We start from the raw sequence: 21,376 nt of genomic DNA on the forward strand, positions 1-21,376 counted from the left end.
CGCCTCCTATTTATGGTATGGATGCTTAAAAATAATGCTCAAAGCCCTATAAATTTGCTCGCATAAGACAATTTTAGCCACTTCATGGCTAAAAGTCATCTCGCTCAAACTCCAAGCTTGACAATCCTTTAAAAACTTTTCTTCAAACCCATACGCTCCAGCGATAAAAAAATTAATATTAAGATGATTTTCTAACATTTTACTAAACGCAAAGCTGTCGCCCCTTTGAGCTTTAGGGTGTAAGGCAATATTTTTTGCCTTAGGGTTTAAATACGGCTCAAAGGCTAGAGAGTAGCTTTTTTGAACCAGTTCTTTAGAAACTTTTTGAGCGTTGGCGGTATTTTTAGGGAATAAATCCACTAATTCCAACTCGCAATCAAATCGCTTGCATTGCTTTTGATAACTTTTCACCAAATCTAGGGGCGAATTTTTAGCGATAGAATACACCACGCAACGCATCAATCTTAAAACTTTAAAAAATCTTTGAAGTCTTATGCGTCATCATAGCGATGAGATCGCTCAAAGTCTTCTTCAAATCCTTCCTATGCACAATCATATCAATCAAGCCATGCTCCAATAAAAATTCCGCTGTTTGAAAGCCCTCAGGCAAATCCGCCCCTATGGTTTGTTTAATCACCCTAGGCCCTGCAAAACCTATCATCGCCCCTGGCTCTGCGATAATGAGATCCCCTAAAAAAGCAAAAGACGCGCTAACGCCCCCATAAGTGGGATCGCTTAAGAGCGAAATGAAAGGGAGTTTGGCCTCACTCAATCGGTTCAAAGCCGCGCTCGTTTTAGCCATTTGCATGAGCGAATAAGTGGATTCTTGCATCCTAGCCCCCCCACTCGCTGAAACGATCAACAACGCTTCTTTTTTGGCGACCGCGCGATTGATCGCTCTTACGATCTTTTCGCCTTCCACAGAGCCTAAACTCCCCCCCATAAAGCTAAAATCAAACACCACGATCTGCAAAGGCATGCGGTTGATTTTAGCCTCACCGCTGATCACTGAGCTTGGGCGGTTAGTCCTTTTTTCGTATTTTTTAATGCGTTGCTTATAGCTCTCTTTATCCACGAAATTCAAAGGATCATTAGGCCGTAAGTGCTTGTCAAACTCTTCAAAACTCCCCACATCGCATAAAAATTCAATCCTTTCAGTCGCGTTCATGCGGAAATGGTAATGGCATTTCAAGCACACGCTGTATTTGCCAAACACTTCTTTATAATACATTAACGCATAACATTTAGGGCATTTCACCCAATGGCTTGGCTGTTCTTCCTTACTTGGTGTTGTCCGCAATTTATTGATCTTAAAATTTTTAAAGAAATCTGCAAATCCCATGTTTTTCCTTAATTTTGCAGTTTTATTAGGATTGTATCCAAGTTTTGCTTATAATAAACCAAATTAGTTTAAGAGTAGTGATGCAAGGGTTTCTTTTACAAACACAAAGCATAAGAGATGAAGATTTGATCGTGCACGTTTTAACCAAAAACCAGCTCAAAACCCTCTATCGTTTCTATGGCAAACGCCACAGCGTGCTGAATGTGGGGCGTAAAATTGATTTTGAAGAAGAAAACGATGATAAATTTTTACCCAAGTTAAGGAATATTTTGCATTTAGGCTATATTTGGGAAAGAGAAATGGAACGCTTGTTTTTTTGGCAACGCTTTTGCGCTCTTTTGTTCAAACATTTAGAGGGCGTGCATTCTTTGGATAGCATCTATTTTGACACTTTAGATGATGGGGCTAGCAAACTCTCCAAACAGCACCCCTTAAGAGTGATTTTAGAAATGTATGCAGTCCTTTTGAATTTTGAAGGGCGCTTGCAAAGTTACAATTCTTGTTTTTTATGCGATGCAAAATTAGAGCGTTCTGTCGCTTTAGCGCAAGGGTTTATTCTAGCGCACCCCTCTTGCTTGAAAGCTAAAAGCTTGGATTTAGAAAAAATCCAGGCTTTTTTCTGCACTCAAAGCACGATTGATTTAGAATTAGAAGAAGTGGAAGAATTATGGCGCACGCTGAATTTAGGGTTTTGAAAGGTTAAAGATGAAATTTAAATTTTTGAATATGGATAATGAGAGCGGTTTTATTTTGATTGAAAAAGAATTGGAGCGATTGAAAATCACCGCTCAAGTCAAAGAGGATGGCATTGAATTAAAAGGCGAAAACACAGAACAAGCGAGAATTTATCTTCAAACGCTTTTTAACTCCAATATTGTGGAATTAGACGACAACAAAAAAAGCGCAAACGCTGTAATAGAGCGCTTGAAATCTTTAGGTTTAAAAATGGCGGTGGCTGAAAGCTGCTCTGGGGGGTTATTATCGCATGCATTCACTTCCATTAGTGGGGCTTCAGCGGTTTTTATGGGGGGTGTTGTGTGTTATAGTGAAGAGGTTAAGCGCGAATTGTTGAAAGTCAATGCCACGACTTTAAAAGTCTTTGGGGTTTATAGCGAAGAATGCGTGAAAGAAATGCTATTAGGCGTGTTTTTAAATTTTAAAGTGAATCTAGCACTGGCGATTAGCGGGGTGGCTGGCCCTAATGGAGGGAGTAAAGCTAATCCTGTAGGCACGATTTATATTGGTGCACAAAGATTAGGATCTCAAGCCTTCATTGATCGTTGTTTTTTTAAAGGGGACAGAGAAAGCGTTCAAAATAAAAGCGTAGAGCATGCCCTAAACATGCTCGCTAGAATGCTATAAAACTACCTTAACGCGCAAACGCTACCGAATTCTTTTTGAGCGACCTTAGCGATGTAGGCGATTTCGTTATCGTTAAGGTCTTCAACGCTCGCTTTTAAATACCTTTTGATTTGCTCAATCTGGCAACCCTCTAGCTTGATTTTCACCACAGCCACCTCAGATTTTAAATTCGTATAGGTGTTGGATACCTGGATCTTAGTTGATAAATAATTATAGACAGCGTAGCTGATATTCGTAGCCGTTTGCTCGGACTCATGGAATTGCTCCATGAAGCGTTTTTTATACTTCAACATGATTTCATGAAAAACCACGATCAAGCTCAATTTAGCGTTCAAAGTCGCTTGCTCAATCCCTAAATATTTATTATTAACAGGAATATACGCCACGCCCATTTCTTCATAGGGGACTTTAGCGTCTTCAAAAACCCAAGCAGGAGCATCAGACAATTCTGATTTCATGCCCTTTAAATCAGAGACTAAAATCCCATCATCTCTTAAAATACTCTTAGCACTTAATGAAACGCTTGAAAACACCCCTAAAAGAGCGATTAAAACCATTCTTTTAAACAAAATACCACTCCTTAAACTTTAATTTAGGTTTGATTATAGTTAAAAAGTTTTTGATTTCGTTTAATCACAACCAAGTAATTGCATCAATCTTTGATTTTCTTGATTTTTTGCTCGCTTCTGCCACTCTCTTACCCAAAGCGATCAAACACACGATTTTAGGCTTATTGATACGCTGTTCTAAAATCTCGCCCACTTTTAAAGGATCAAAGCCTCCAATAATGCAACTATCCAATCCCATTAAGCTCACGCCCATGCAAATTTGCCCCACCGCAATATAGCATTGCTCTAAAATATAGCTTTCTAATTTTTGCATGCTGTGGTTGAATCTCACGCCAAGCATTTGAGCAAAAGACGGGATCACTCTGACTTTATAAGACTCCGGATAGAGATTTTGCATGTAGTGGCTATGCGGTAACAACTCGCTAGGTTTTAAAGAGCATACCACCATTAACGCTGAAGCGCTTTTAATCATCTCTTCATTAAAATAGCTGTGCGCTGCAATTTGTTTTTTTAAATCCTTATTAGTAACCATCACAAAATGCCATGGTTGCGTGTTGTAAGAGCTTGGCGATAGCCTGGCGATTTCAGCGATTTCTTCTAATTCTTCGCTAGAAAACTCATAATGGCTATCAAACATCTTGCAAGAATGGCGCTCGTTCAGTAATTGTCTTCTTTTTTCGTGATCCAAAAATTTCATTGATTTTCCTTTATTTTTTTAGAATGCCTTATAGCATACAATAAAATCCCTAACGAAACAATTACCATAAGTAAGCTTAAAATCTGTCCCATGCTCAAATTCAAAAAATAAACCCCTAATTGGCTGTCTGGCTCTCTGTAAAACTCTGCAATAAAGCGCATCAAGGAATACCCCAAGCCATAAACCACGATGAGCAACCCATGCGTTTTGGTGTGTTTTTTAGCCCACATCACCATAAAAAACACGACAACCCCCTCTAAAAACGCTTCAATCAACTGGCTGGGATAGCGCAACTCGTTATCCACCATAATGCCTATGATCTGCCCTAAATGGCTGTCTTTGGGGACAATCCTCCCAAAAAGCTCCTGGTTTAAAAAATTCCCAATCCTCCCAAAAACATACCCTAAAGGCAGGCTGATCGCAATCAAATCCAAATAAATCAAAAGCTTTTTTAGATCCTTACGGCTATAAAGATACGAAGCGATCAAAAACCCCACTAACCCCCCATGATAGCTCATCCCACGAATGCCTATAAAATTCCCATGGCTATCAAAAGGGTTAAAGATTTGCCAAAAATGCGTCAAATAATAGCTGGAATTAGGCTCATAAATAAGAACGTATCCTATCCTTGCCCCTAGCACAATGCCAAGCTCCGCCCATAAAAAATAGCTTTCAAATTCCTTCCTTTCAATGGGGAATCGCTTGGGATCTTTTTGGATCATTCTTAACGCCATATAAAAAGCGACAACAATCGCGCACGCATACGCCAAACCATACCAATGCACTTCAATACCGCCAAGACTAAAAGCGATGGGGTTAAATCGTTCATAAATCGTATTCCAAGCGTTCATGCTCATCCTTAAATTTCAAATTCTTTAGGGGGGATCGCTTCAAATTCATACCCTAACAGCGCGATTTTATGCGCATGGAGCATCAAGCGTTTGGCTGAACCTGGCTCATTATTATAGAGCGTATCGCCTATAATGGGGTGGTTGATGTGCTTTAAATGGACTCTGATCTGGTGGGTTCTTCCGGTTTTGATCCCCACTTTTAAAAGGGTTTTTTTATTGATGATTTTTAAGGGCATGATGATTGTGATCGCTTCTTGCCCTTTTTTAGAGATTTTACTGAAAGCTTTAGTGGTTTTAATGGTAAGAATGGGGGCGTTGATTTCTCGCTCTTCTTCTATGATGCCTTGAACGATCGCTAAATACTCTTTTTTAACCGCCCTGTCTTTAAAAGCCTTTTTAGCTTTTAAATGGAATTCTGAATTTTCTTTCACCAATAAAATCACCCCGCTTGTTTCTTTATCCAAGCGGTGCAACAACGCCCAATCCTTGAAAAAAGAGGCTAAATCATAGCTCTCTATAAAAGGGGGTTTAAAAAGGGCTAGAATGTTTTCATCTTCAAAAATCACGCTGGGTTTTTCAACCTTTTGGACGCTAAAGCGCGTGTTTTGGGGTAATTCCTTTCTAGCAACACTCAATTTCTTCCCCCCTATGCTCACTAACCCTGAATCAATCAAAGCTTTAGCTTTTTTATGCGAAATGTTTTCTTGAACGCTCAATAATTTGTAAGCTTTTTCCATGTTTATCCTTTATTTTTCTAATGTTTAATGAATGCGAGCAATTCGTTTAAATCATGCCCGTTTTCTAAAAAACGCGCCACGCCTAAATTTTTGTAATCTAAAAGAGCGCCTAACAGATCCTCTTTTGGAACGATTTTATAAGGCTTGATTAATTCAAACAACGCCACCTGGTTGAAAAGATACTCCCCTGTGATTAAGCGCGCATTAAAAAACGCCGGCTCTAAAGGGTTATGCCCCCCCATTTTGACAAACGAACCCCCTAAAATGACAATGTCTGCGATCGCATAGAAGTTATTCAATTCCCCCAACCTATCCACTAACAAAATATCGCATTCCACAAAACCCTTTGAAGAAAAACACTCCAAACTAAAAGGCGTCGTTTTTAAGGTATTTTGCAATAAATCTTGCACGCTTTTAAAACGCTCGGGGTGGCGCGGCACGATAAAGAGCCTTGCGTTTTTAAAAGTCTTTTTCAATTCTAAAAACGCTTTTAACCCCAACTCCTCTTCGCCCTCATGCGTGCTGGCTAAAACAATGTTTAAAGCGCTTGGGTTTTTAGGGTAAAACGAAGTGATCACAGGCTTTGAAAAACGCTTGATATTCAAAAAATCCACCACTTTTTTAGCCCCTAGATTCAACAAACGCTTTTGATCGTCCTTGCTTTGCGCTAAAATCAAATCAATGCGTTTGAATAAAAGCGCATAAAAAAAAGAAAAACGCTGGTACTTGGGGTAAGAACGGGTGCTGATCCTAGCGTTAATGAGCATGGTTTTTGCCCCTAATTTTTGAGCCGTATCAAACACATTAAACCACAATTCCGCTTCTGTAACCACCAAAGTTTTCAAGCGTTTTAAGTTTTTTTCCCATGCAAACAATAGGGTTTCAAAAGGCAGGTAACGCACTTCTATGTGTTGAGAATGCTGGTAAGTTTGAGCGGCTAATTCAAAGCCGGTATGGGTGGTAACGCTGATTAAAATCGGCTCTTTTAAAGCTTGAACGATCGGCTCTAAAGATTTGACCTCCCCATAAGAACATGCATGAAACCAAAAAATCGGCTCGCTTTTTAAAAGATTGTCTTTGAGAAAAAAACGAGCCTTTAAAGAATGGCGGTATTTTTCCTTAAAACTCCAAATCAAGATGAAAGGCGCACCCAAAAGATGCCCCAAAGTCAAACATAAAAGGTAGAAAAACTTAAACAATCAAACGGATTCTTGGCTTTCTTCTTGGCTTTCTTTTGGTTGGCTTTCTTTTGGTTGGCTTTCTTTTGGAGGTTGAGCGTTACTTTCATACGCGCCCTCAGCGTATAAAATACGCCCGCAATACGGGCAAGTGATCATGTCCCCACTCGTTAGCACTTCGGCATAAATCTTATCGTTCAACCGAATAAAGCAACCCCCACAAGCCTGTTTTTTGATCGTTACGATGCTCGTGTTTTTCGCCCATCTTCTAATCCTTTCATAAAAGCTATAGATTTTAGGCTCGGTTTTTTCCACGAGTTCTTCTTTCTTTTTAAAGATGATCTGTTGGGTTTCTTTGATGTTTTTGACTTCGTTTTCCACTAAGTTTTCCAATTCCAACGCTAATTTTTCAAGCTCTAGCATTTCCTTTTTCAAAACTTCTTGTTTTTCGCTTTTGTGCTTGATTTCATTTTGCAGGTTTTCAATTTCTCTGTTGGCTTGACTGGATCGTTCTTTAGCAATATCTTCTTCAATGTTTAAAGAGCGCAACTCCCTTTCGGATTTGATCTCGCTCATTTTCTTTTGGATACTGGCGATTTTAGCGTTCGTGTCTTGTAAGGTTTGCTCGTTTTTAGAAACCTGTAATTTTAGGGCTAATTTTTCTTCTTCTAGATTCAAAATCGCTTTATTTTTAGCTTCTTTATCATTCAAGGCTTTATCCAAGTCTTTCCGTTTTTCTCTGATCAACGGCTCTAAGGAGTCAATTTCTTTATCCAAATGCGAAATTTCAATCAATTGTTTGAGGTGGGTGTTCATCGCTTTCCTTTAAATGATTTGCAAGGGGTTTTTAAAATTCTCTATTGTAACCAAATAATCAAAAGAATGCAAAATTTCAGCCACAATCAGCGCAAAACCCCTTTCGCTATAATAATGCGTGGCGTCAATCAAACTTATCCCTAAAGATTGAGCGATCATAGCGTCATGGTATTTCACATCGCCTGTAATCAAACAGCTTTGCGCTTTTAAAGAAGAAAACATGGACGCCCCCGATCCGCACACAAACGCTAAATCTTTAATCATTTGAGAACTTTTGACGCACGCTAATTTTCCCACCCCTAAAGAAGATTTGATTTTTTCTAACAGCGCATCAAATTCTATATTGGCGTTTTCTTTCACTAACATAAGGCCTTTTTCTATCAAACCATCAAACCCTAAAAGCGCGCGCGCGAAATGCTTGTTTAAATGCGTTTTGTCAAAATTCGTGTGCATGCTGATGACTGAAATGTTTTTTTGGATTAAGATTTTTAAAATATTCCCCGGATACACCTCATAATTTAGCGTTTTTAAGGGCTTGAAAATTAAAGGGTGGTGCGTGATGATTAGGGCGTTTTGTGGGGCGTTTAGAGCGATTTTAGGCGTGATTTCTAAGCATGCGATAATGTGGCTAAACTCACTATTTCCACTCCCCACATTCAACCCGCTATTATCCCATGATTCTTGGAGTTCAAAAGGCGAAAGGCGATTCAAAACTTCTAACACTTCCTTAACTAACGCCATTTTAAGCCTTTGTTAGAGCGTTTTTTAGGCGCTCTTCTCTTTCTTCTTCTTGCTCTTTATAAAGAACGGCGCACCCTTTGGCTAAATCCCTAATCTGTAAAATATAATTTTGCCTTTCAGCCACCGAAATCGCCTTTCTAGCGTCTAAAATATTGAAAAAATGCGAGCATAGCATCACCAAATCATAAGCCGGCAGCGGGAGCTTGTTTTCCAAACAATGCAAGGCTTCGGCTTGGGCGTTTTTAAACATTCCTAACAGCCTTGTTACGCTCGCCACTTCAAAATGATACTTGCTGAATTCGTATTCGCTTTCCAAATGCACTTGCGCGTAACGAACGCTTTCATTATCCTTTTTCGCCCATTCAATCTCTAGGATATTTTCCACTTTTTGGACATACATCGCCAATCTTTCTAAGCCGTAAGTGATTTCCACAGGGATAGGGCTGCAAGGAATGCCCCCCACTTGCTGGAAATAAGTGAATTGCGTAACCTCCATGCCATCAAGCCACACTTCCCAGCCAAGCCCCCATGCCCCCAAAGTCGGACTCTCCCAATTGTCTTCTACAAATCGTATGTCATGCTCATTAAGGTTTATCCCTAACACTTCCAAGCTTTTTAAATACATTTCTTGGATATTAGAAGGGCTTGGCTTGATGACTACTTGGAATTGGTAATAACTCCCCAAGCGGTTAGGGTTTTCCCCATAGCGCCCATCAGTAGGCCTTCTAGAGGGCGCGACATACGCCACGTTCCACGGCTTTTTATCCAAACTCCTTAAAAGCGTGGCGGGGTGGAATGTCCCAGCTCCTGCAGGAATATCATAAGGCTGGATCACCAAACAGCCTTGATCTTTCCAATACTCTTGTAATTTTAATAATAAACTTGAAAAATCTTGCATGCTCTCTTTCCTTTTAAGCGCGTCTGATCAAATCGTTCATGCTCTCTAGCACACTCTTACCCTTTAAAAGCAAGGCTAATTCGCTCGCAATGGGCGTGTAAATGCCATATTTTTTAGCGATTTCCACAATGGCGTTGGTCGTTTTCACCCCTTCAGCCACTTCGCCCAATTCTTCTAAAACCACCTCTAAAGGCTTGTTTTGGGCTAGCCCCAAACCCACACGATAATTCCTGGATAAAATGGAATTAGCGGTTAAAAACAAATCCCCAGCCCCAGAAAGTCCTAAAAAAGTCTCTGTCTTGCCCCCAAAGAACGCCCCAAAGCGTTGCATTTCCACCAAACCCCTAGACAATAAACTCGCTTTAGCGCTATTGCCTAATTTCAAGCCATCACAAACCCCCCCAGCAATGGCTATCACGTTTTTATACGCCCCGGCGATTTCACCCCCTATGATGTCTTGTTGGGCGTAGGCTCTGATAAAAGAGGGGGTTTTATTGGCAAATTCTAGTGCTAAAGCTTGATTATTAGAATGGATGACTAACGCGCAAGGCAAGCCTTGAATGATTTCAGCCGCAAAACTCGGGCCGGCTAAAAAACACAAAGCGTTAGGATCGATAAAATCCTTTGCGATCTCGCTCACAAACGCCTTATTTAAAACCTCTATCCCTTTAGAGGCGATTAAAACCTTAGCGTTTTTGGGTAAAGAAGCGTTTTGAAACCATTCTCTTAAGTGCTGCACGCTAATAGCGATCACATAGAGTGCCGCTTTTAAGCCTCTTTCTAAATCCACTTGCTCTATGGGGGCAGAACCTTTAGAGATTAAAGCGTCATTGAGCTTTTTTAGCGGCTCGTTTAAATCCCGCCTTGAAATGATTTTCACTTCATTCTTTTCTCCAAAAGCAAAGGCTAAAGCCCTCCCCCACGCCCCGCCACCAAATACTGCAATTTCCATTAAATTCCTAATCTCATTGATTGTAAAACTCACCATTTTACAATAATAAGTTTAAAATAGCCCTTACATTCAAAACGCTGTCTTTGATTAAAATATATACATATTAAATAATATTTTAAAATTAAAAAGCGTTAAATTAGTTGTTTCTCAATATATCTCATTACATCGCCCACATTGACGATTTTTTCCGCTTGCTCATCAGAAATCTCAATGCCAAACCTTTCTTCTAACGCCATGATTAATTCCACGATATCTAAAGAGTCCACACCTAAATCCTTCACAAATTTCGCTTCTGGCGTAACTCGTGATACATCTATTCCCAACTGCTCAGCAATAACTGCCCGAATAGTTTCAAATAAATTCGTATCATTCGTATTGAAAGTTTTATTGTTATTTTGTTGATTTTTTGTTCTCCTCCACTCCCGCAAATTGTTTTGAAAATCACTATTATTTAACCAATTCTCTTGATAATCTCTCTCACTTGCTTCTTTAAAGCCCTTAAGTATTAGCAAATTCCTCAAAGAAAACTCCAATTCGAGTAGCTCGTTGTAAGATTCTATTTCCTCTCTGTATTCTTGGATCTCTTCTTGGCTCAAATCCCAAGATTCTGCATACATGTTGAGTTCCTTGTAAAACAATACCATTTTTTTGATTTCTTCAAATTCTCTTTTGTTTGCTTCTACCGGTGTGTTTTTAAATCCCTCCACTCCCGCAAATTATTTTGGAGCTCCTCGTCGTTTAAAAGCCCTTGATAGTCGTTGTCCTCCTCTTCTTTAAATTCTCTAAGCCTTTGTAGGTTTTCTAAAGAATAATGCAGTTGGAGCAGTTTATTATCATAATCTATACAATCTCTATATTCTTCTTGGATTTTTTCTTGGCTCAATTCATACCAATCCAAATAAAACAAACTGCGATCCCTAAAATACAGCACCATTTTTTTGATTTCTTCAAATTCCCTGTAGTTTTCTTCATCATCCTCTTCGTCTTCGTTTTCTGCTTTGTATTTTTCCCAAGTGAAAGCGCTCACGCGATCAAAGACTTTATCAATGCTTTCTTTAAACAAATCAATCACTTCGTTCAATCGTGCTAAATTCTCTCTTTTGGTTTTCTCTTGCTCGGCAAATTTGCATCAAATCCAATCCAACAGAACGCAATTCGCTTTGGTAGCGTTTGAATCGGCTAGCGTCTTGCTTAATAGCCTTTTCATACATGGAATGCACCTCGTATAAATATCCTAAAATTTCGTTTTGTTTCTCGCTCCTTTGATTTAATTTTTTTAAAAATTTCTCAAGCAAGTTAAAAACTTTGCTTTTTTCGCTGAACTCTTTATATTCTTGATACCTTGTAGCGCTATAAGCGCAAATCCCTTTAAACTCAATGCCATGATCTCTTAAAGTCTCTTTAATTTGTTTAGCGACTTCTTCTAACTGGCTTTTGGTGCGCATATCAGCCCTACTCAATACGATAAAAACCTGCTTGCCCTCTTCTTCGTATAATTCTTGCAAAAACTCTAAATCATCGCTTTCAATACCCCCACGCTCGCAACTAACGAGCCATAAAATGTGTTTGGCGTGTTTTAGGGATTCTTTAGAGGCTTCTTTGTCCCTACCCGTATAGCCTTGATTGGCGGGGTTAAAACCAGGCGTGTCTATGAAGCATAAAAATTCAAAAGGCACGCTAGGAGCGCTTAAGAGCATGAAGGGCATGATTTCTTTCAAATTAAAGCCAAGGGATTTTAAAAACTGATGATCAAAAGCGAGATTAGGCAATTCCACCATGCCCCCATTTTGAGAAAATCCCATTAAAACTTCTCTTTGACCCTTTAAGCAATAAGTGGGGATAGCTGTGGTGGGATTCATGTCTTCAGGGAGTTTTAATTTCAAGCCCAACAAGTTGTTTAAAAAAGTGGATTTGCCCGCGCTAAACCCTCCCCCCACCGCAACGATGGTTTTTTGGAACAAACTAGGGTAACTCGCCACTAATTGCAATTCTTTTTGGATTCCTTGGAGTGTCAGTAACGCTATTTCCTTTTCTTTGAGCGAATCCACGCCGCTAGCGAACTCTAAAAACTCGTTGTCTAAGATGCTCTGGTATTCTTCTAGCCCTTCATTGCTTGTTTTGGCGTTTAAAATACGAGCGATCAAATCGTAGCACTCCTCTAAGCCCACCGCCTCTGTATTGTGGTGGTTTTCAGCCCTGCTATTGTCATTAAAAATACCATTAAAAAATTAATCATTGGATCCCCCTTAAAGCTTTGATTTGCGCGTCTAATTGAGCGATGGATTGTTCCTTGTTTTGCACTTGACTTTGCAAGTCTTGCATGTTTTCTTTAAGTTTTTTAAGCGTATCGCTAGCGAAGTTTTGCTTTTTTAAATTCTCTCTTAAACCTCCGATGTAGCCTTTCACATCTTGTTTAGCCTCAGCTTCAAAACCTCTCGCATGATTTTCCACGCTTTGTATGAAAGCATTAGCTTCATTGCCTTTTAAAAAGCCCGTTTTACCCCTTATCTCGCCAGGAAGCTTATCAGCATAATCAAACTTTTTAAATTCAATGGAATCTAAAACAGCTATCACGCTTTTTTTGAAAGCGTATTTATCAATCAAACTATTATCACGGATGATTTCACTCATTCTAGAAAAGACTTCAGCGTAGAGTTCTTTTTTAAAAACGACTTTAAAAGAATTAGTGCTGTCATTCAAAGCCCTTTCGCAGCTTTCATGCATCTCTATCAAATAATCAAGCACCGCTCCGGCTTTAATCACTGCTCTTGTGCGTTCTACTTCATCATAGCCCGCATCATCATCAGCCCAAAATAAAAAATTCCTTTTAAAGCTCCCCCAAGCACCGCCTTGCTTCACTCTTTCAGTGTAATACTCTACTCCCTCTTCTTCTTCAGCACTAACCCTAGCCGTTTGGATAGCTTTCTTCAACGTTTCTTCCAAGCCAACTCTAATCTTGTTGATGAAATGCAAGATAAATTCTTCATACGCTTCCCTAAACTTCATTTCAATGTTACCAGAGAGTTTTTCATAAGCCCTTATTTGCTCTTTGATAGCGCTAATATCAGCGTTTTTAACCCTCTTTTTTCTTCTTCCAAATCTTGCAACAACTGCGTTATGAATGAATGGAGGTTGTTTGCTTGGCTCTCTGCATAATTTTGCAATTTTTGAGACATGATTTTTTCTTTCTCTTGGGCGGCTTTTTTTAAACGCTCTTCAATCGCGCCCATATTGCTTAAAAAGAGTAAGCTTTCTTTAGACTTATCATCGCTACTAAAAGCGTCAGGGTAAGAATGTCTTAAATTCCGTAAGGCATTGTGATACTCTTTTGTTTTTTGGTTTCTTTCCCAAGAAGCTTGGTTGTTGGAATCTTTGTGCATGCTAAAGCAAACCCCTGAAGCCAAAATGACGCCATTTTTGATTGCTTTTTCAAAAACCTCTCGTTGGTTAGGGTATTTTTCAATCAATTTTCCCATGATATTATTTAATTGAGATGAAAGGGATTTTTGCGCGTTTTCAAAGGCTGTAGGGAGGTGTTGGTTGGATTTTTCCACTTCACTCATAGAGCCAACGGTGCTGTCGGCTTGGCTTGCCACGAAATAAATTTCTTGAAGGCCTTCTTTATGAGAAACCCTGTCAAACAAACTCATATCGCTCTCCGTTAAAAACTGACCAGAAGGGCTTACAATAAACACCACATCGCAATCTTTCAATAAGGCTTTAGTGCGCTCTTCTCTGGAAGCGATGGGATCATTCACTCCCGGGGTGTCAATCACTTCCAAATCTTTAAGGTTTTGGTTATTCAAAGAAATTCGCACCGCTTTAGTGAGGGCATATACTTCCCGTTTGCGCCCACGAATTGGAGCAATTTTTGATTCAGATCTTGTAAGCTGTTGGCTTGAATGCGCGGATCCAAGTTTTCCGTGTTGAGCAAACCGCTTTTTTTTATTTTTTCGTATTGATCGTGTGATGAAACGAGTTTTGTGTCCTTTTCTAGCTCGTTTTTAGCGATCCTTTCAGCCCTTTCTACTATTTCTTCATCGCTTAAAATATTCTCTTTGGGCGCTGCTTCAGTGTTTTTGTTTCTGTTAATAAGTTTGCCAACTCCCTTAGCTAATCCCTCTTTAGCCCTGTTTGCCAAACTCTGTTTTTCTTTTTGCCCTTTGACTTCTTCTTCAACAATCCTATTAAACTCCCTTACATACCTTTCATGTTCGTTTTTAAGCTCTGCAATATCCTTTGGGCTATAAAACTCCACTTCAGCGCTCAGGGTATTGGCGTATTTTAAAATGGTAAGGCTAGCCGTCATGGGCGTTGCCGCTTTGGGTAAAATCTCTACACCCTCAAAAATCAAAGCGTTTAGAAGCGAGCTTTTGCCCGCTTTCACGCGCCCGATGATGCCGACTTTAAGATCCCTATCTTTAGCCTGCATTTCTTTTAGCGTTTTCTCTAACTCTTCGGTTGTAATCACAGCGTTATCGCTGATAAAAGGCTTCACTTTTTCTTGCAAGCCTTGTTCTTTTAGCGTTTTTTCAATTAAAGCGCTTTTTTTAATGAGTTCTTGCGCGTTCATTTTAACCCTTTAAATATTGTTGTTCTAAATCGCTTAAAGCGTTGATCTTGTTTTCTAAGATTTGTTTTTGATCTTCTAGATCGTTTAGGTGTTTTTCTTTTTCTGTTTGAGCGAGCGCGATTTCTTGTTTTTTATGCGTGATTTCCAGTTCGCACCGATCTTTTAAACCTTTTAGGGAATTTTCCAAGCATTCATTAAACAAGCCCGGTAAAACTTTTTTAAGCTCGTGTTGAATCTCTGGTATCACTTTTGCTTCAATCCAATTTTCTAATTTCGCCCGCTCTTTTTCCTCATTTCTAAAGAATGAAGCGATGATATTAGGCAACAATGTCAGTAAATCTTTTAAAAGAGGTTTTAACCCTTGCAAAATCAGCGCAAACGGCCTTGTAACCGGGTTTTTGGCTAAAATCACGCTTAAGGCGTTGATCCCTAATTCAAGGCTATGCTCTAAATTTACAGAAAAATCGCTAGAAAGCTGCGTGTTGTTCAAGCTTGCAAATTCCGCGCAAAAATCTTTTGAAAAAGAAAGGTTGATCTTTTCAATCTCTAATTTAGCGTTTTTGATCAAGCTTTGTTGCATGATGCTTTCTATTTCGCTATTGAACTCGTTAGGCCTGTTGATTAAAGAGGCTAAATAGGGCTTTTGATCCCTGACCTCTTCTATGACTTTTTTAACCACAGAATTTACAGCCACGCTAGAATATTCTTCTTCTAAATTAGCCCTTAATTTTTCATAGGTTTTTTCAATGTCTTTAACGCCCAAATCCAAAGCTTGTATTTCTTCTAAAGCCTTTTCTTTGGAGTAATCAAAGCTTTCAATCACGCTTTTTAGGCTATTTTATCCGCCACCTCTAAAAGAGCGTTATTGTCTTTATTAGAATGGATAAGATGCGTTGTCAAATCAAGGTGATCCTGGATTTGCTCTTGAATGTAGCGAGAGATTTCTCCCACTTGCGAAGGCGTCCTTAAATTCGTTTTACTCAAAATAAAGCTAAGGCTTTTGTCAAACTCTAAAAGGTTTTTCAATTCCCTAACCATGCGTTTAGTAAGATTACCCTCTTCTACGCTTGTGAGAATGACAAAATGCACGCCCCTTTCCAAATATTCCAAAATGGCATGGGTGTGGCTTAAAATGGGGCTATCAAACCCGGGCATATCCACAAACACTAAAGGCGCGCTATCTTTTAGGGCTTCATTATTCAAATAAACCTTGAGGTAGGAATACTTCGCCGCATTCTCTTTAATCGCCTCAAAACTTTGCTCATTCAGTTCAAAACTCTCTGTTTTTTCGTCATTGCTTGAAAAAGCCTCTATGCGTTCATTAGCGCTATAGTGCAATTCAGTGGCTAAAGAAGTCTCTGGCGTGATACCGGTAGGCAAAACGCTACTGCCTAAAAAGCGGTTTAATAGCGTGCTTTTGCCTGTGCTAAAATTCCCCACAACGGGTATCACAAGCTGTTGTTTTTGAATGCTTGCTAAAAGAGTAGAGCATTCTGTTTTATCGATCTCTACTTCTTTTAAAACTTCTAAAACCTGTTCTAAAAACTCCACAAAATTCGTTTGCGCGCGTAAAATCATTACCAATCCTTTATTAAAAATTAAAAATTAAAAACTAAATCAGACGCAAAAATCCCTAAAATAAAATATGGATAGGGTTTATATGGGTATGGGTTTATATGGGGGTGAAAAGATAAAACGGCTGACTAGAGAGAGAGAGAGAGAAAGCGGATTTTTAAGAATAACTATCATTACAAACTCCTAGCACCATTTAATAGTGGGTGTTATACTTGATTTTTACGGATTAGACTCAATCAATATTGAAAAATGAATGATTTTTGATTGCGTCAAATAGCGTGAGATCCTCTTGTCTTGTTTGTCAAAACTCGCAAGAGCTATGCTTATAGAACGATTTTAATAGCCGGCATTAAATCGTTGTTTTCTTCTATTTTTAACATTCTGACATCTTTAACACAATCCGCAAAACATGGTATTTGTTTGGCTAAAATTTGCACCGTAGCGACACAAGTAACAGCGTTGATGGTCTCATCGCCAAAATACACGCTACCTTGTTGCCATTTAAAGCCGTGTTGTTCCATGAATTTACGAATATCAGAATAAACTTTTGACAGATTCACTCCGTTTTCATTCAAGCAATTGGTGTCAAGATCAAAAGTTACAGCATACATCTTAGCTCCTTTATTGGTGTTATAGCATGTTTTTACTTAGAATTTCGTTTGGTTAATGCATGCATTTTACAACCCATGCGTTTGAGAATAAAACAATTTCATTTCTTTAGAAGCGAACTGGTTTTTTAACGCTTGGGCTAGAGGTAAAGCGACTTCCTCGCTTAAAAAAAGCTTGAATTTAGCGTAGTCTTTACGCCCGCTCACCTGTTCTTTTTGGCTTAAAAGCAATGAAGAAGCGGCGTATTTATAGCATTCCACATAAAAAAAATCATCAAAGCCTTTTTCAAACAAATAATCTATTAAAGCGTCTTTCAAGCAAATATCAATATAAATTTCTAAAGCTAGCATGTGAAATCCTTTAATTCAAACGATTTTAATCTTTTTAGCGATGAGCATGAACATGGGTGGCAGTAAGAGTAAGGTTAGAGCGCTTGAGGTAACCAAACCTCCAAGCACCACGATCGCTAAGGGTTTTTGGACTTCGGATCCCACGCTATGAGAAAATAATAAAGGGAGCAAACCCAAACCGGCAATGCAAGCGGTCATTAAAACCGGCCTCAAACGCCTTTTAGCGCCCAACAAAACGCATTCTTCTACGCTTTTTCCTTGTAAGAGAAGCTCTTTAAAATAGCCTATCATCACCACGCCATTTAAAACCGCAATCCCAAAAAGAGCGATAAAGCCCACGCTCGCTGGCACTGAAATATATTCCCCTACCGCAAACAACGCAATAAGCCCTCCGGTAACCGCAAAAGGGATATTCAAAAGAATGAGCAAGGCTAAAGGAATGCTTTTAAAAGTGAAAAAAAGAATGAAAAAAATCGCTAAGATGCTTAAAGGGATAACGGTGGAAAGCCTTTTATTAGCCCGTTGCTGGTTTTCAAACTGCCCCCCATAAGTGATATAGTAGCTAGGAGGGAGTTTGACGTTTTGAGCGATCACTTTTTTAGCCTCTTCTACGAAAGAGTTTAAATCGCGCCCCACCACATTACTGCGAACCACGCTCATGCGCCTTGAATCTTCGCGCACGATAGAAACAGGGCCATCCACTTCTTCAATCTTAGCGATAGAAGTGATAGGCACTAAAACGCCATATTTTGAAGTCAAGGCCAAGCTTTTAATCTTTGTGATAGAGCTTGCAAAATCGCTCTCTTGGCGGATCATCACCGGCGTGCGTGAAATCCCTGTAGGGATCACATCCACGATCAAACCCTCTAAAGCGGATTTTAAAAACTTGGAAAATTCATCGCTAGTGATCCCCACATTCGCCATCGCTTCTTTATTGGGCGTTACATACAAATAATTCACGCCCTCATTGAGCGTGGTTAAAACTTCACTAGAGCCTTTAATCCCTTTTAAAACTTGCGCGATTTGAAAACTCAACTCGTTTAATGCGCTAATATCATCTCCAAAAATCTTAACCGCTAAATCCCCCCTAACCCCTGTAAGCATTTCAGAAATCCTCATTTCAATAGGTTGGGTGAAAGAAAAATTAATCCCCTTAAAGTCTTTTAAAGAATCCATGATTTTTTCTAACAATTCGTCTTTGGTTTTCACGCTCCATTCTTTTTTAGGGATGAAAGAAATAAAAGTATCGGTTTGATTCAACCCCCCCAAATCCAGCCCCAATTCATCGCTCCCTGTGCGTGCGACAATGGTTTTGACTTCTTTGACATGCTTTTTAATCGTGCTTTCAATGTTTAAGATGAGATCTTTAGATTGATCTAAGGAAATAGAGGGGGTGGTTTCCACGCTCAAAACCACATCGCCCTCATCTAAAGTGGGCATGAAATTCTTCCCCACAAAAGGGAATAAAGAAAGGCTCGCCATTAAAAAAACAAACGCTCCTAAAATCACTTTTTTAGGGTTACGCACAAAAAATTCCAATAAAGGGCCATAGATTCTATTTAAAAACCTCGTTAAAAAGGTTTCGCTATGGGGCGTGGCTTTTAAAACAAGAGAGCTGACTACAGGAATGATCGTAATAGATAGAACTAAAGTGCCTAAAAGCGCGTACACAATGCTTTGCGCTAAAGGCCTAAACATCTTTCCCTCTAAACCCTGTAAGGTCAAAATCGGCACAAAAAACACAATGATGATCACCACCCCGCTCACCACTGAAACGGCGATTTCTTTACATGAGCGATAGATCGCATGGAGTTTAGTGGTTTTAGTGTTAGCGCTCAATTTTTCAAAAGCGTTTTCCACCACCACCACGGCTGAGTCAATGAGCATGCCTATAGCGATAATCAGCCCCCCCAAACTCATCAAGTTTAAAGTCAAATTATTGAGCTTGATAAAAATAAACGCCACGGACAAACTTAAGGGTAAAATCACCCCCACAGCCACGCTCGCCCTCAAATTCCCTAAAAATAAAAAGAGCGTGATGATGATTAAAACAACGGCTTCAATGAGGGTTTTAGAAACGGTGGCAATGGCTTTTTGCGTGAATTCAGAGCGATCATAAAAAACATTAAGGGACACACCGCTCGGTAAAAGGGGTTTTAATTCTTCTAGTTTTTGATACACTTGAGTGATGATTTCTTTCGTGTTGGCTTCTTTTAAAGAAAGCACTAAGCCCTCTGTGGTCTCGCCCACGCCATCTTTAGTAACAAACCCTAATCGGGTGCGAGACTGGCTGATGACTTTCGCAAAATCCTTAATATGCAAATGCCCTAAATTAGTGGAAACGGTGATTTTGCCAATGTCTTCTAAACTCAAAGAAGCGGTTTGGATTTTGACTAAAAAGGTTTCGCCATCTCTATCCACGCGCCCCGCTCCGCTGTTTCTTAAATTCACTCTCACAGCCGCTTCTAAATCAGAAATACTCACCCCAAGCCTTGCCATGTCATTAAAATCCGGCACGATCACAAACGCCCTGCTAAAGCCTCCAATAGAATTGACATCCGCCACGCCGCTAATCATTCTCAATTGCGGGCGGATCACAAAATCTAAAAGCTGTCGTTTTTCTATTTCGGTGATATTGCCATCAATGGTGAACATAAAGATGTCTGATAAGGGCGTAACAATGGGCGCCATGCCCCCTTCAACCCCCACAGGTAAATCTTTCATCACGCTGCTCAAGCGCTCATTGACAATATTTCTCGCTAAATAAATATCCACGCTGTCATCAAAATCTATCGTAATGTCTGAAATAGAATATTTTGAAACGCTCCTTAAAGATTTTTGCCCTTTCAAGCCTAAAAGCTCTAATTCTAAAGGGCGCACGATGTTATTTTCCATTTCTTCAGGGCTAGAGCCGGGGAGTTTTAAAATGATTTTGACTTGAGTGGGCGAAATATCCGGGAAAGCGTCTACTGGAGTGTGGATAAAACTATAAGTCCCAAAAAATAAAATCAGAATCGCGCCAACAATCACAATCACCCGTTGGCGTAAGGAAAATTCAATGATAGAAGCGAGCATCACTCTTCCCCTAAATTGTTGATCATGCCTTTTAACCCTATCAATGAACCCACTGCCACGCTGTCATTGGGGTGTAAATTTTGAGTGCTCACGATAAAAATCTTGCTGCGCTCTTCTAAAACTTGAACCGCCACAGGCTTAAAACCTTTAGGCGTTCTCACAAACACCAGGTAATCTTTCCCATTCCTGATTAAAGCGTTTGAAGGGATTAAAACGGAGTCTTTGGGTTGAGAGCCTTGAATATACATTTCTACCATTTCCCCCACATGGTAATTGCCCTCATCTAATAAGGCGGTGGCTAAAATCGTGTTAGAGCCTTTGTCTAACACCACCGAAACGCTTTGGATCTTGCCAATTTCTTCCCCCTCTTCATTATACACCGGCGAATCTTTTTTAATAGATTTAGAAACGCCTACAGGCAATTTGATTTGAGCGATCAAATCATCGCTTTTTGAAATACGCACGTAGCTAGTGAAAGCTAAAATCTTCTCGCCCACATTTTTAGGCGCTAACGCTAAAAGACCGCCATCTCTAGCCACAATCCTAAAACCATACTGCCCTTTAGGGTTTTTAGGATCCACGCCAAAGCTTTTGAAAGTGGATTCTAGTTGATTGACTTTTAAGCCCATTTCTTCGCTGGCTAGAAAGCTCGTTTGATACTCCCTTTTAGGAATGACACCGGCCCTATAAAGCTCTAAATCTTTTTTAGTAATATCTTTAGCGATTTTTAATTTATTTTGGTTGTTTTGCAATTCAAAATACAAATTGCTCAAATCAATAGAGCTCACTTCACAGATCGCATCTCCAGCCTTCACCTGTTCGCCCTCTCTTTTATAAACAGCGACCACAGACGCATCAAAACTCAAACTCTGCACCACAGAGCTTTTACTATCAAAATCAATATAAGCGTTAAAAGGAAGCCCTTTACTGAAAATCTCTTTATCTAATTTAATCACCTTTAACCCCATGGGTTGCAAGTTTTTTTCTTCTAAAACAATTTCTGGATACTCTTTGGCTTCCAAAGAAACGCCCAAAACGCCCATTAACATAA

17 protein-coding genes and 3 pseudogenes are annotated in these 21,376 nt (G+C 39.5%); 2 read left to right on the forward strand and 18 right to left on the reverse strand.

What is annotated here, in order from left to right:
• Nucleotides 1-6: 6 nt before the first annotated feature.
• The gene (gene rlmH / locus CS889_RS04995) at nucleotides 7-459 is read right to left on the reverse strand and encodes a 23S rRNA (pseudouridine(1915)-N(3))-methyltransferase RlmH (RefSeq protein ID WP_089087026.1); all 453 of its coding nucleotides are present in this window, start codon (nucleotides 457-459) and stop codon (nucleotides 7-9) included.
• 13 nt (nucleotides 460-472) lie between these two features.
• On the reverse strand, nucleotides 473-1,342 hold the full coding sequence (gene accD / locus CS889_RS05000; RefSeq protein ID WP_000505081.1) for an acetyl-CoA carboxylase, carboxyltransferase subunit beta: 870 nt from the start codon (nucleotides 1,340-1,342) through the stop codon (nucleotides 473-475).
• Nucleotides 1,343-1,422: 80 nt separating this feature from the next.
• Between accD and recO the strand changes: the two genes are divergently transcribed.
• Both recO and CS889_RS05010 read left to right on the forward strand, forming a co-directional pair.
• Nucleotides 1,423-2,037 (forward strand): recombination protein RecO, encoded by a 615-nt coding sequence (gene recO / locus CS889_RS05005; protein ID WP_172825119.1) that lies wholly within the window; start codon nucleotides 1,423-1,425, stop codon nucleotides 2,035-2,037.
• 10 nt (nucleotides 2,038-2,047) lie between these two features.
• Nucleotides 2,048-2,704 (forward strand): CinA family protein, encoded by a 657-nt coding sequence (locus CS889_RS05010; protein WP_089087028.1) that lies wholly within the window; start codon nucleotides 2,048-2,050, stop codon nucleotides 2,702-2,704.
• A gap of 2 nt (nucleotides 2,705-2,706) precedes the next feature.
• Here CS889_RS05010 and CS889_RS05015 read toward each other — a convergent pair whose 3' ends face one another.
• The 16 genes and pseudogenes from CS889_RS05015 to CS889_RS05095 form a co-directional block, all read right to left on the reverse strand.
• Complete coding sequence (locus CS889_RS05015; protein ID WP_089087029.1) at nucleotides 2,707-3,273, reverse strand: hypothetical protein; 567 nt, start codon at nucleotides 3,271-3,273, stop codon at nucleotides 2,707-2,709.
• A gap of 64 nt (nucleotides 3,274-3,337) precedes the next feature.
• On the reverse strand, nucleotides 3,338-3,970 hold the full coding sequence (rdxA, locus tag CS889_RS05020) for an oxygen-insensitive NAD(P)H-dependent oxidoreductase RdxA (RefSeq protein ID WP_000669987.1): 633 nt from the start codon (nucleotides 3,968-3,970) through the stop codon (nucleotides 3,338-3,340).
• Nucleotides 3,967-4,821, reverse strand: coding sequence for a prolipoprotein diacylglyceryl transferase (gene lgt / locus CS889_RS05025; protein WP_089087030.1), 855 nt, complete (start codon nucleotides 4,819-4,821; stop codon nucleotides 3,967-3,969). Before lgt ends, rdxA begins: the two co-directional genes overlap by 4 nt.
• Nucleotides 4,822-4,829: 8 nt before the next feature.
• Nucleotides 4,830-5,558 (reverse strand): RluA family pseudouridine synthase, encoded by a 729-nt coding sequence (locus tag CS889_RS05030; protein WP_089087031.1) that lies wholly within the window; start codon nucleotides 5,556-5,558, stop codon nucleotides 4,830-4,832.
• Between the two features lie 17 nt (nucleotides 5,559-5,575).
• A complete protein-coding gene (gene waaA / locus CS889_RS05035) occupies nucleotides 5,576-6,757 on the reverse strand; it encodes a lipid IV(A) 3-deoxy-D-manno-octulosonic acid transferase (protein WP_089087032.1) in 1,182 nt (393 codons plus the stop codon).
• Nucleotides 6,758-7,552 carry a zinc ribbon domain-containing protein gene (locus CS889_RS05040; protein WP_089087033.1) on the reverse strand — a complete coding sequence of 265 codons (795 nt, stop codon included), beginning with the start codon at nucleotides 7,550-7,552 and terminating at the stop codon, nucleotides 6,758-6,760.
• A 9-nt stretch (nucleotides 7,553-7,561) separates the two neighbouring features.
• Entirely contained in the window at nucleotides 7,562-8,293 is a 732-nt protein-coding gene (locus CS889_RS05045; protein ID WP_089087034.1) for a GTP cyclohydrolase I, read from the reverse strand.
• A 1-nt stretch (nucleotide 8,294) separates the two neighbouring features.
• Nucleotides 8,295-9,191, reverse strand: coding sequence for a glycine--tRNA ligase subunit alpha (gene glyQ / locus CS889_RS05050; protein WP_001955134.1), 897 nt, complete (start codon nucleotides 9,189-9,191; stop codon nucleotides 8,295-8,297).
• Between the two features lie 13 nt (nucleotides 9,192-9,204).
• Nucleotides 9,205-10,143, reverse strand: coding sequence for an NAD(P)H-dependent glycerol-3-phosphate dehydrogenase (locus tag CS889_RS05055; protein ID WP_000401685.1), 939 nt, complete (start codon nucleotides 10,141-10,143; stop codon nucleotides 9,205-9,207).
• A gap of 131 nt (nucleotides 10,144-10,274) precedes the next feature.
• A pseudogene (gene acpP / locus CS889_RS05065) lies at nucleotides 10,275-12,311 on the reverse strand (acyl carrier protein).
• A 64-nt stretch (nucleotides 12,312-12,375) separates the two neighbouring features.
• A pseudogene (locus tag CS889_RS08650) lies at nucleotides 12,376-14,716 on the reverse strand (dynamin family protein).
• A gap of 1 nt (nucleotide 14,717) precedes the next feature.
• Nucleotides 14,718-16,294 (reverse strand): annotated as a pseudogene (locus tag CS889_RS08655) (dynamin family protein).
• Between the two features lie 320 nt (nucleotides 16,295-16,614).
• Nucleotides 16,615-16,902, reverse strand: a complete 288-nt coding sequence (locus CS889_RS05080; protein ID WP_000271461.1) for a virulence factor — start codon at nucleotides 16,900-16,902, stop codon at nucleotides 16,615-16,617.
• A 66-nt stretch (nucleotides 16,903-16,968) separates the two neighbouring features.
• Complete coding sequence (locus CS889_RS05085) at nucleotides 16,969-17,250, reverse strand: DUF3240 family protein (RefSeq protein WP_000880326.1); 282 nt, start codon at nucleotides 17,248-17,250, stop codon at nucleotides 16,969-16,971.
• Between the two features lie 15 nt (nucleotides 17,251-17,265).
• A complete protein-coding gene (locus CS889_RS05090; protein WP_172825154.1) occupies nucleotides 17,266-20,325 on the reverse strand; it encodes an efflux RND transporter permease subunit in 3,060 nt (1,019 codons plus the stop codon).
• Nucleotides 20,325-21,374: an efflux RND transporter periplasmic adaptor subunit gene (locus CS889_RS05095; protein ID WP_172825155.1), complete on the reverse strand. Its 1,050-nt coding sequence runs from the start codon at nucleotides 21,372-21,374 to the stop codon at nucleotides 20,325-20,327. The genes CS889_RS05090 and CS889_RS05095 overlap by 1 nt, the downstream gene beginning before the upstream one ends.
• Between the last annotated feature and the right edge of the window lie 2 nt (nucleotides 21,375-21,376).

The sequence above is a fragment of the Helicobacter pylori genome (genome assembly GCF_900120335.1).
GTDB lineage: Bacteria > Campylobacterota > Campylobacteria > Campylobacterales > Helicobacteraceae > Helicobacter > Helicobacter pylori_BU.

What these genes read in the sequence shown, in the direction of transcription:
- rlmH (WP_089087026.1), bottom strand. Translation starts at nt 459, where the DNA reads ATGCGTTGCGTGGTGTATTCTATCGCTAAAAATTCGCCCCTAGATTTG.
- accD (WP_000505081.1), bottom strand. Translation starts at nt 1,342, where the DNA reads ATGGGATTTGCAGATTTCTTTAAAAATTTTAAGATCAATAAATTGCGG.
- recO (WP_172825119.1), top strand. Translation starts at nt 1,423, where the DNA reads ATGCAAGGGTTTCTTTTACAAACACAAAGCATAAGAGATGAAGATTTG.
- CS889_RS05010 (WP_089087028.1), top strand. Translation starts at nt 2,048, where the DNA reads ATGAAATTTAAATTTTTGAATATGGATAATGAGAGCGGTTTTATTTTG.
- rdxA (WP_000669987.1), bottom strand. Translation starts at nt 3,970, where the DNA reads ATGAAATTTTTGGATCACGAAAAAAGAAGACAATTACTGAACGAGCGC.
- lgt (WP_089087030.1), bottom strand. Translation starts at nt 4,821, where the DNA reads ATGAACGCTTGGAATACGATTTATGAACGATTTAACCCCATCGCTTTT.
- CS889_RS05030 (WP_089087031.1), bottom strand. Translation starts at nt 5,558, where the DNA reads ATGGAAAAAGCTTACAAATTATTGAGCGTTCAAGAAAACATTTCGCAT.
- CS889_RS05040 (WP_089087033.1), bottom strand. Translation starts at nt 7,552, where the DNA reads ATGAACACCCACCTCAAACAATTGATTGAAATTTCGCATTTGGATAAA.
- CS889_RS05045 (WP_089087034.1), bottom strand. Translation starts at nt 8,293, where the DNA reads ATGGCGTTAGTTAAGGAAGTGTTAGAAGTTTTGAATCGCCTTTCGCCT.
- glyQ (WP_001955134.1), bottom strand. Translation starts at nt 9,191, where the DNA reads ATGCAAGATTTTTCAAGTTTATTATTAAAATTACAAGAGTATTGGAAA.
- CS889_RS05055 (WP_000401685.1), bottom strand. Translation starts at nt 10,143, where the DNA reads ATGGAAATTGCAGTATTTGGTGGCGGGGCGTGGGGGAGGGCTTTAGCC.
- CS889_RS05080 (WP_000271461.1), bottom strand. Translation starts at nt 16,902, where the DNA reads ATGTATGCTGTAACTTTTGATCTTGACACCAATTGCTTGAATGAAAAC.
- CS889_RS05085 (WP_000880326.1), bottom strand. Translation starts at nt 17,250, where the DNA reads ATGCTAGCTTTAGAAATTTATATTGATATTTGCTTGAAAGACGCTTTA.
- CS889_RS05090 (WP_172825154.1), bottom strand. Translation starts at nt 20,325, where the DNA reads ATGCTCGCTTCTATCATTGAATTTTCCTTACGCCAACGGGTGATTGTG.
- CS889_RS05095 (WP_172825155.1), bottom strand. Translation starts at nt 21,374, where the DNA reads ATGTTAATGGGCGTTTTGGGCGTTTCTTTGGAAGCCAAAGAGTATCCA.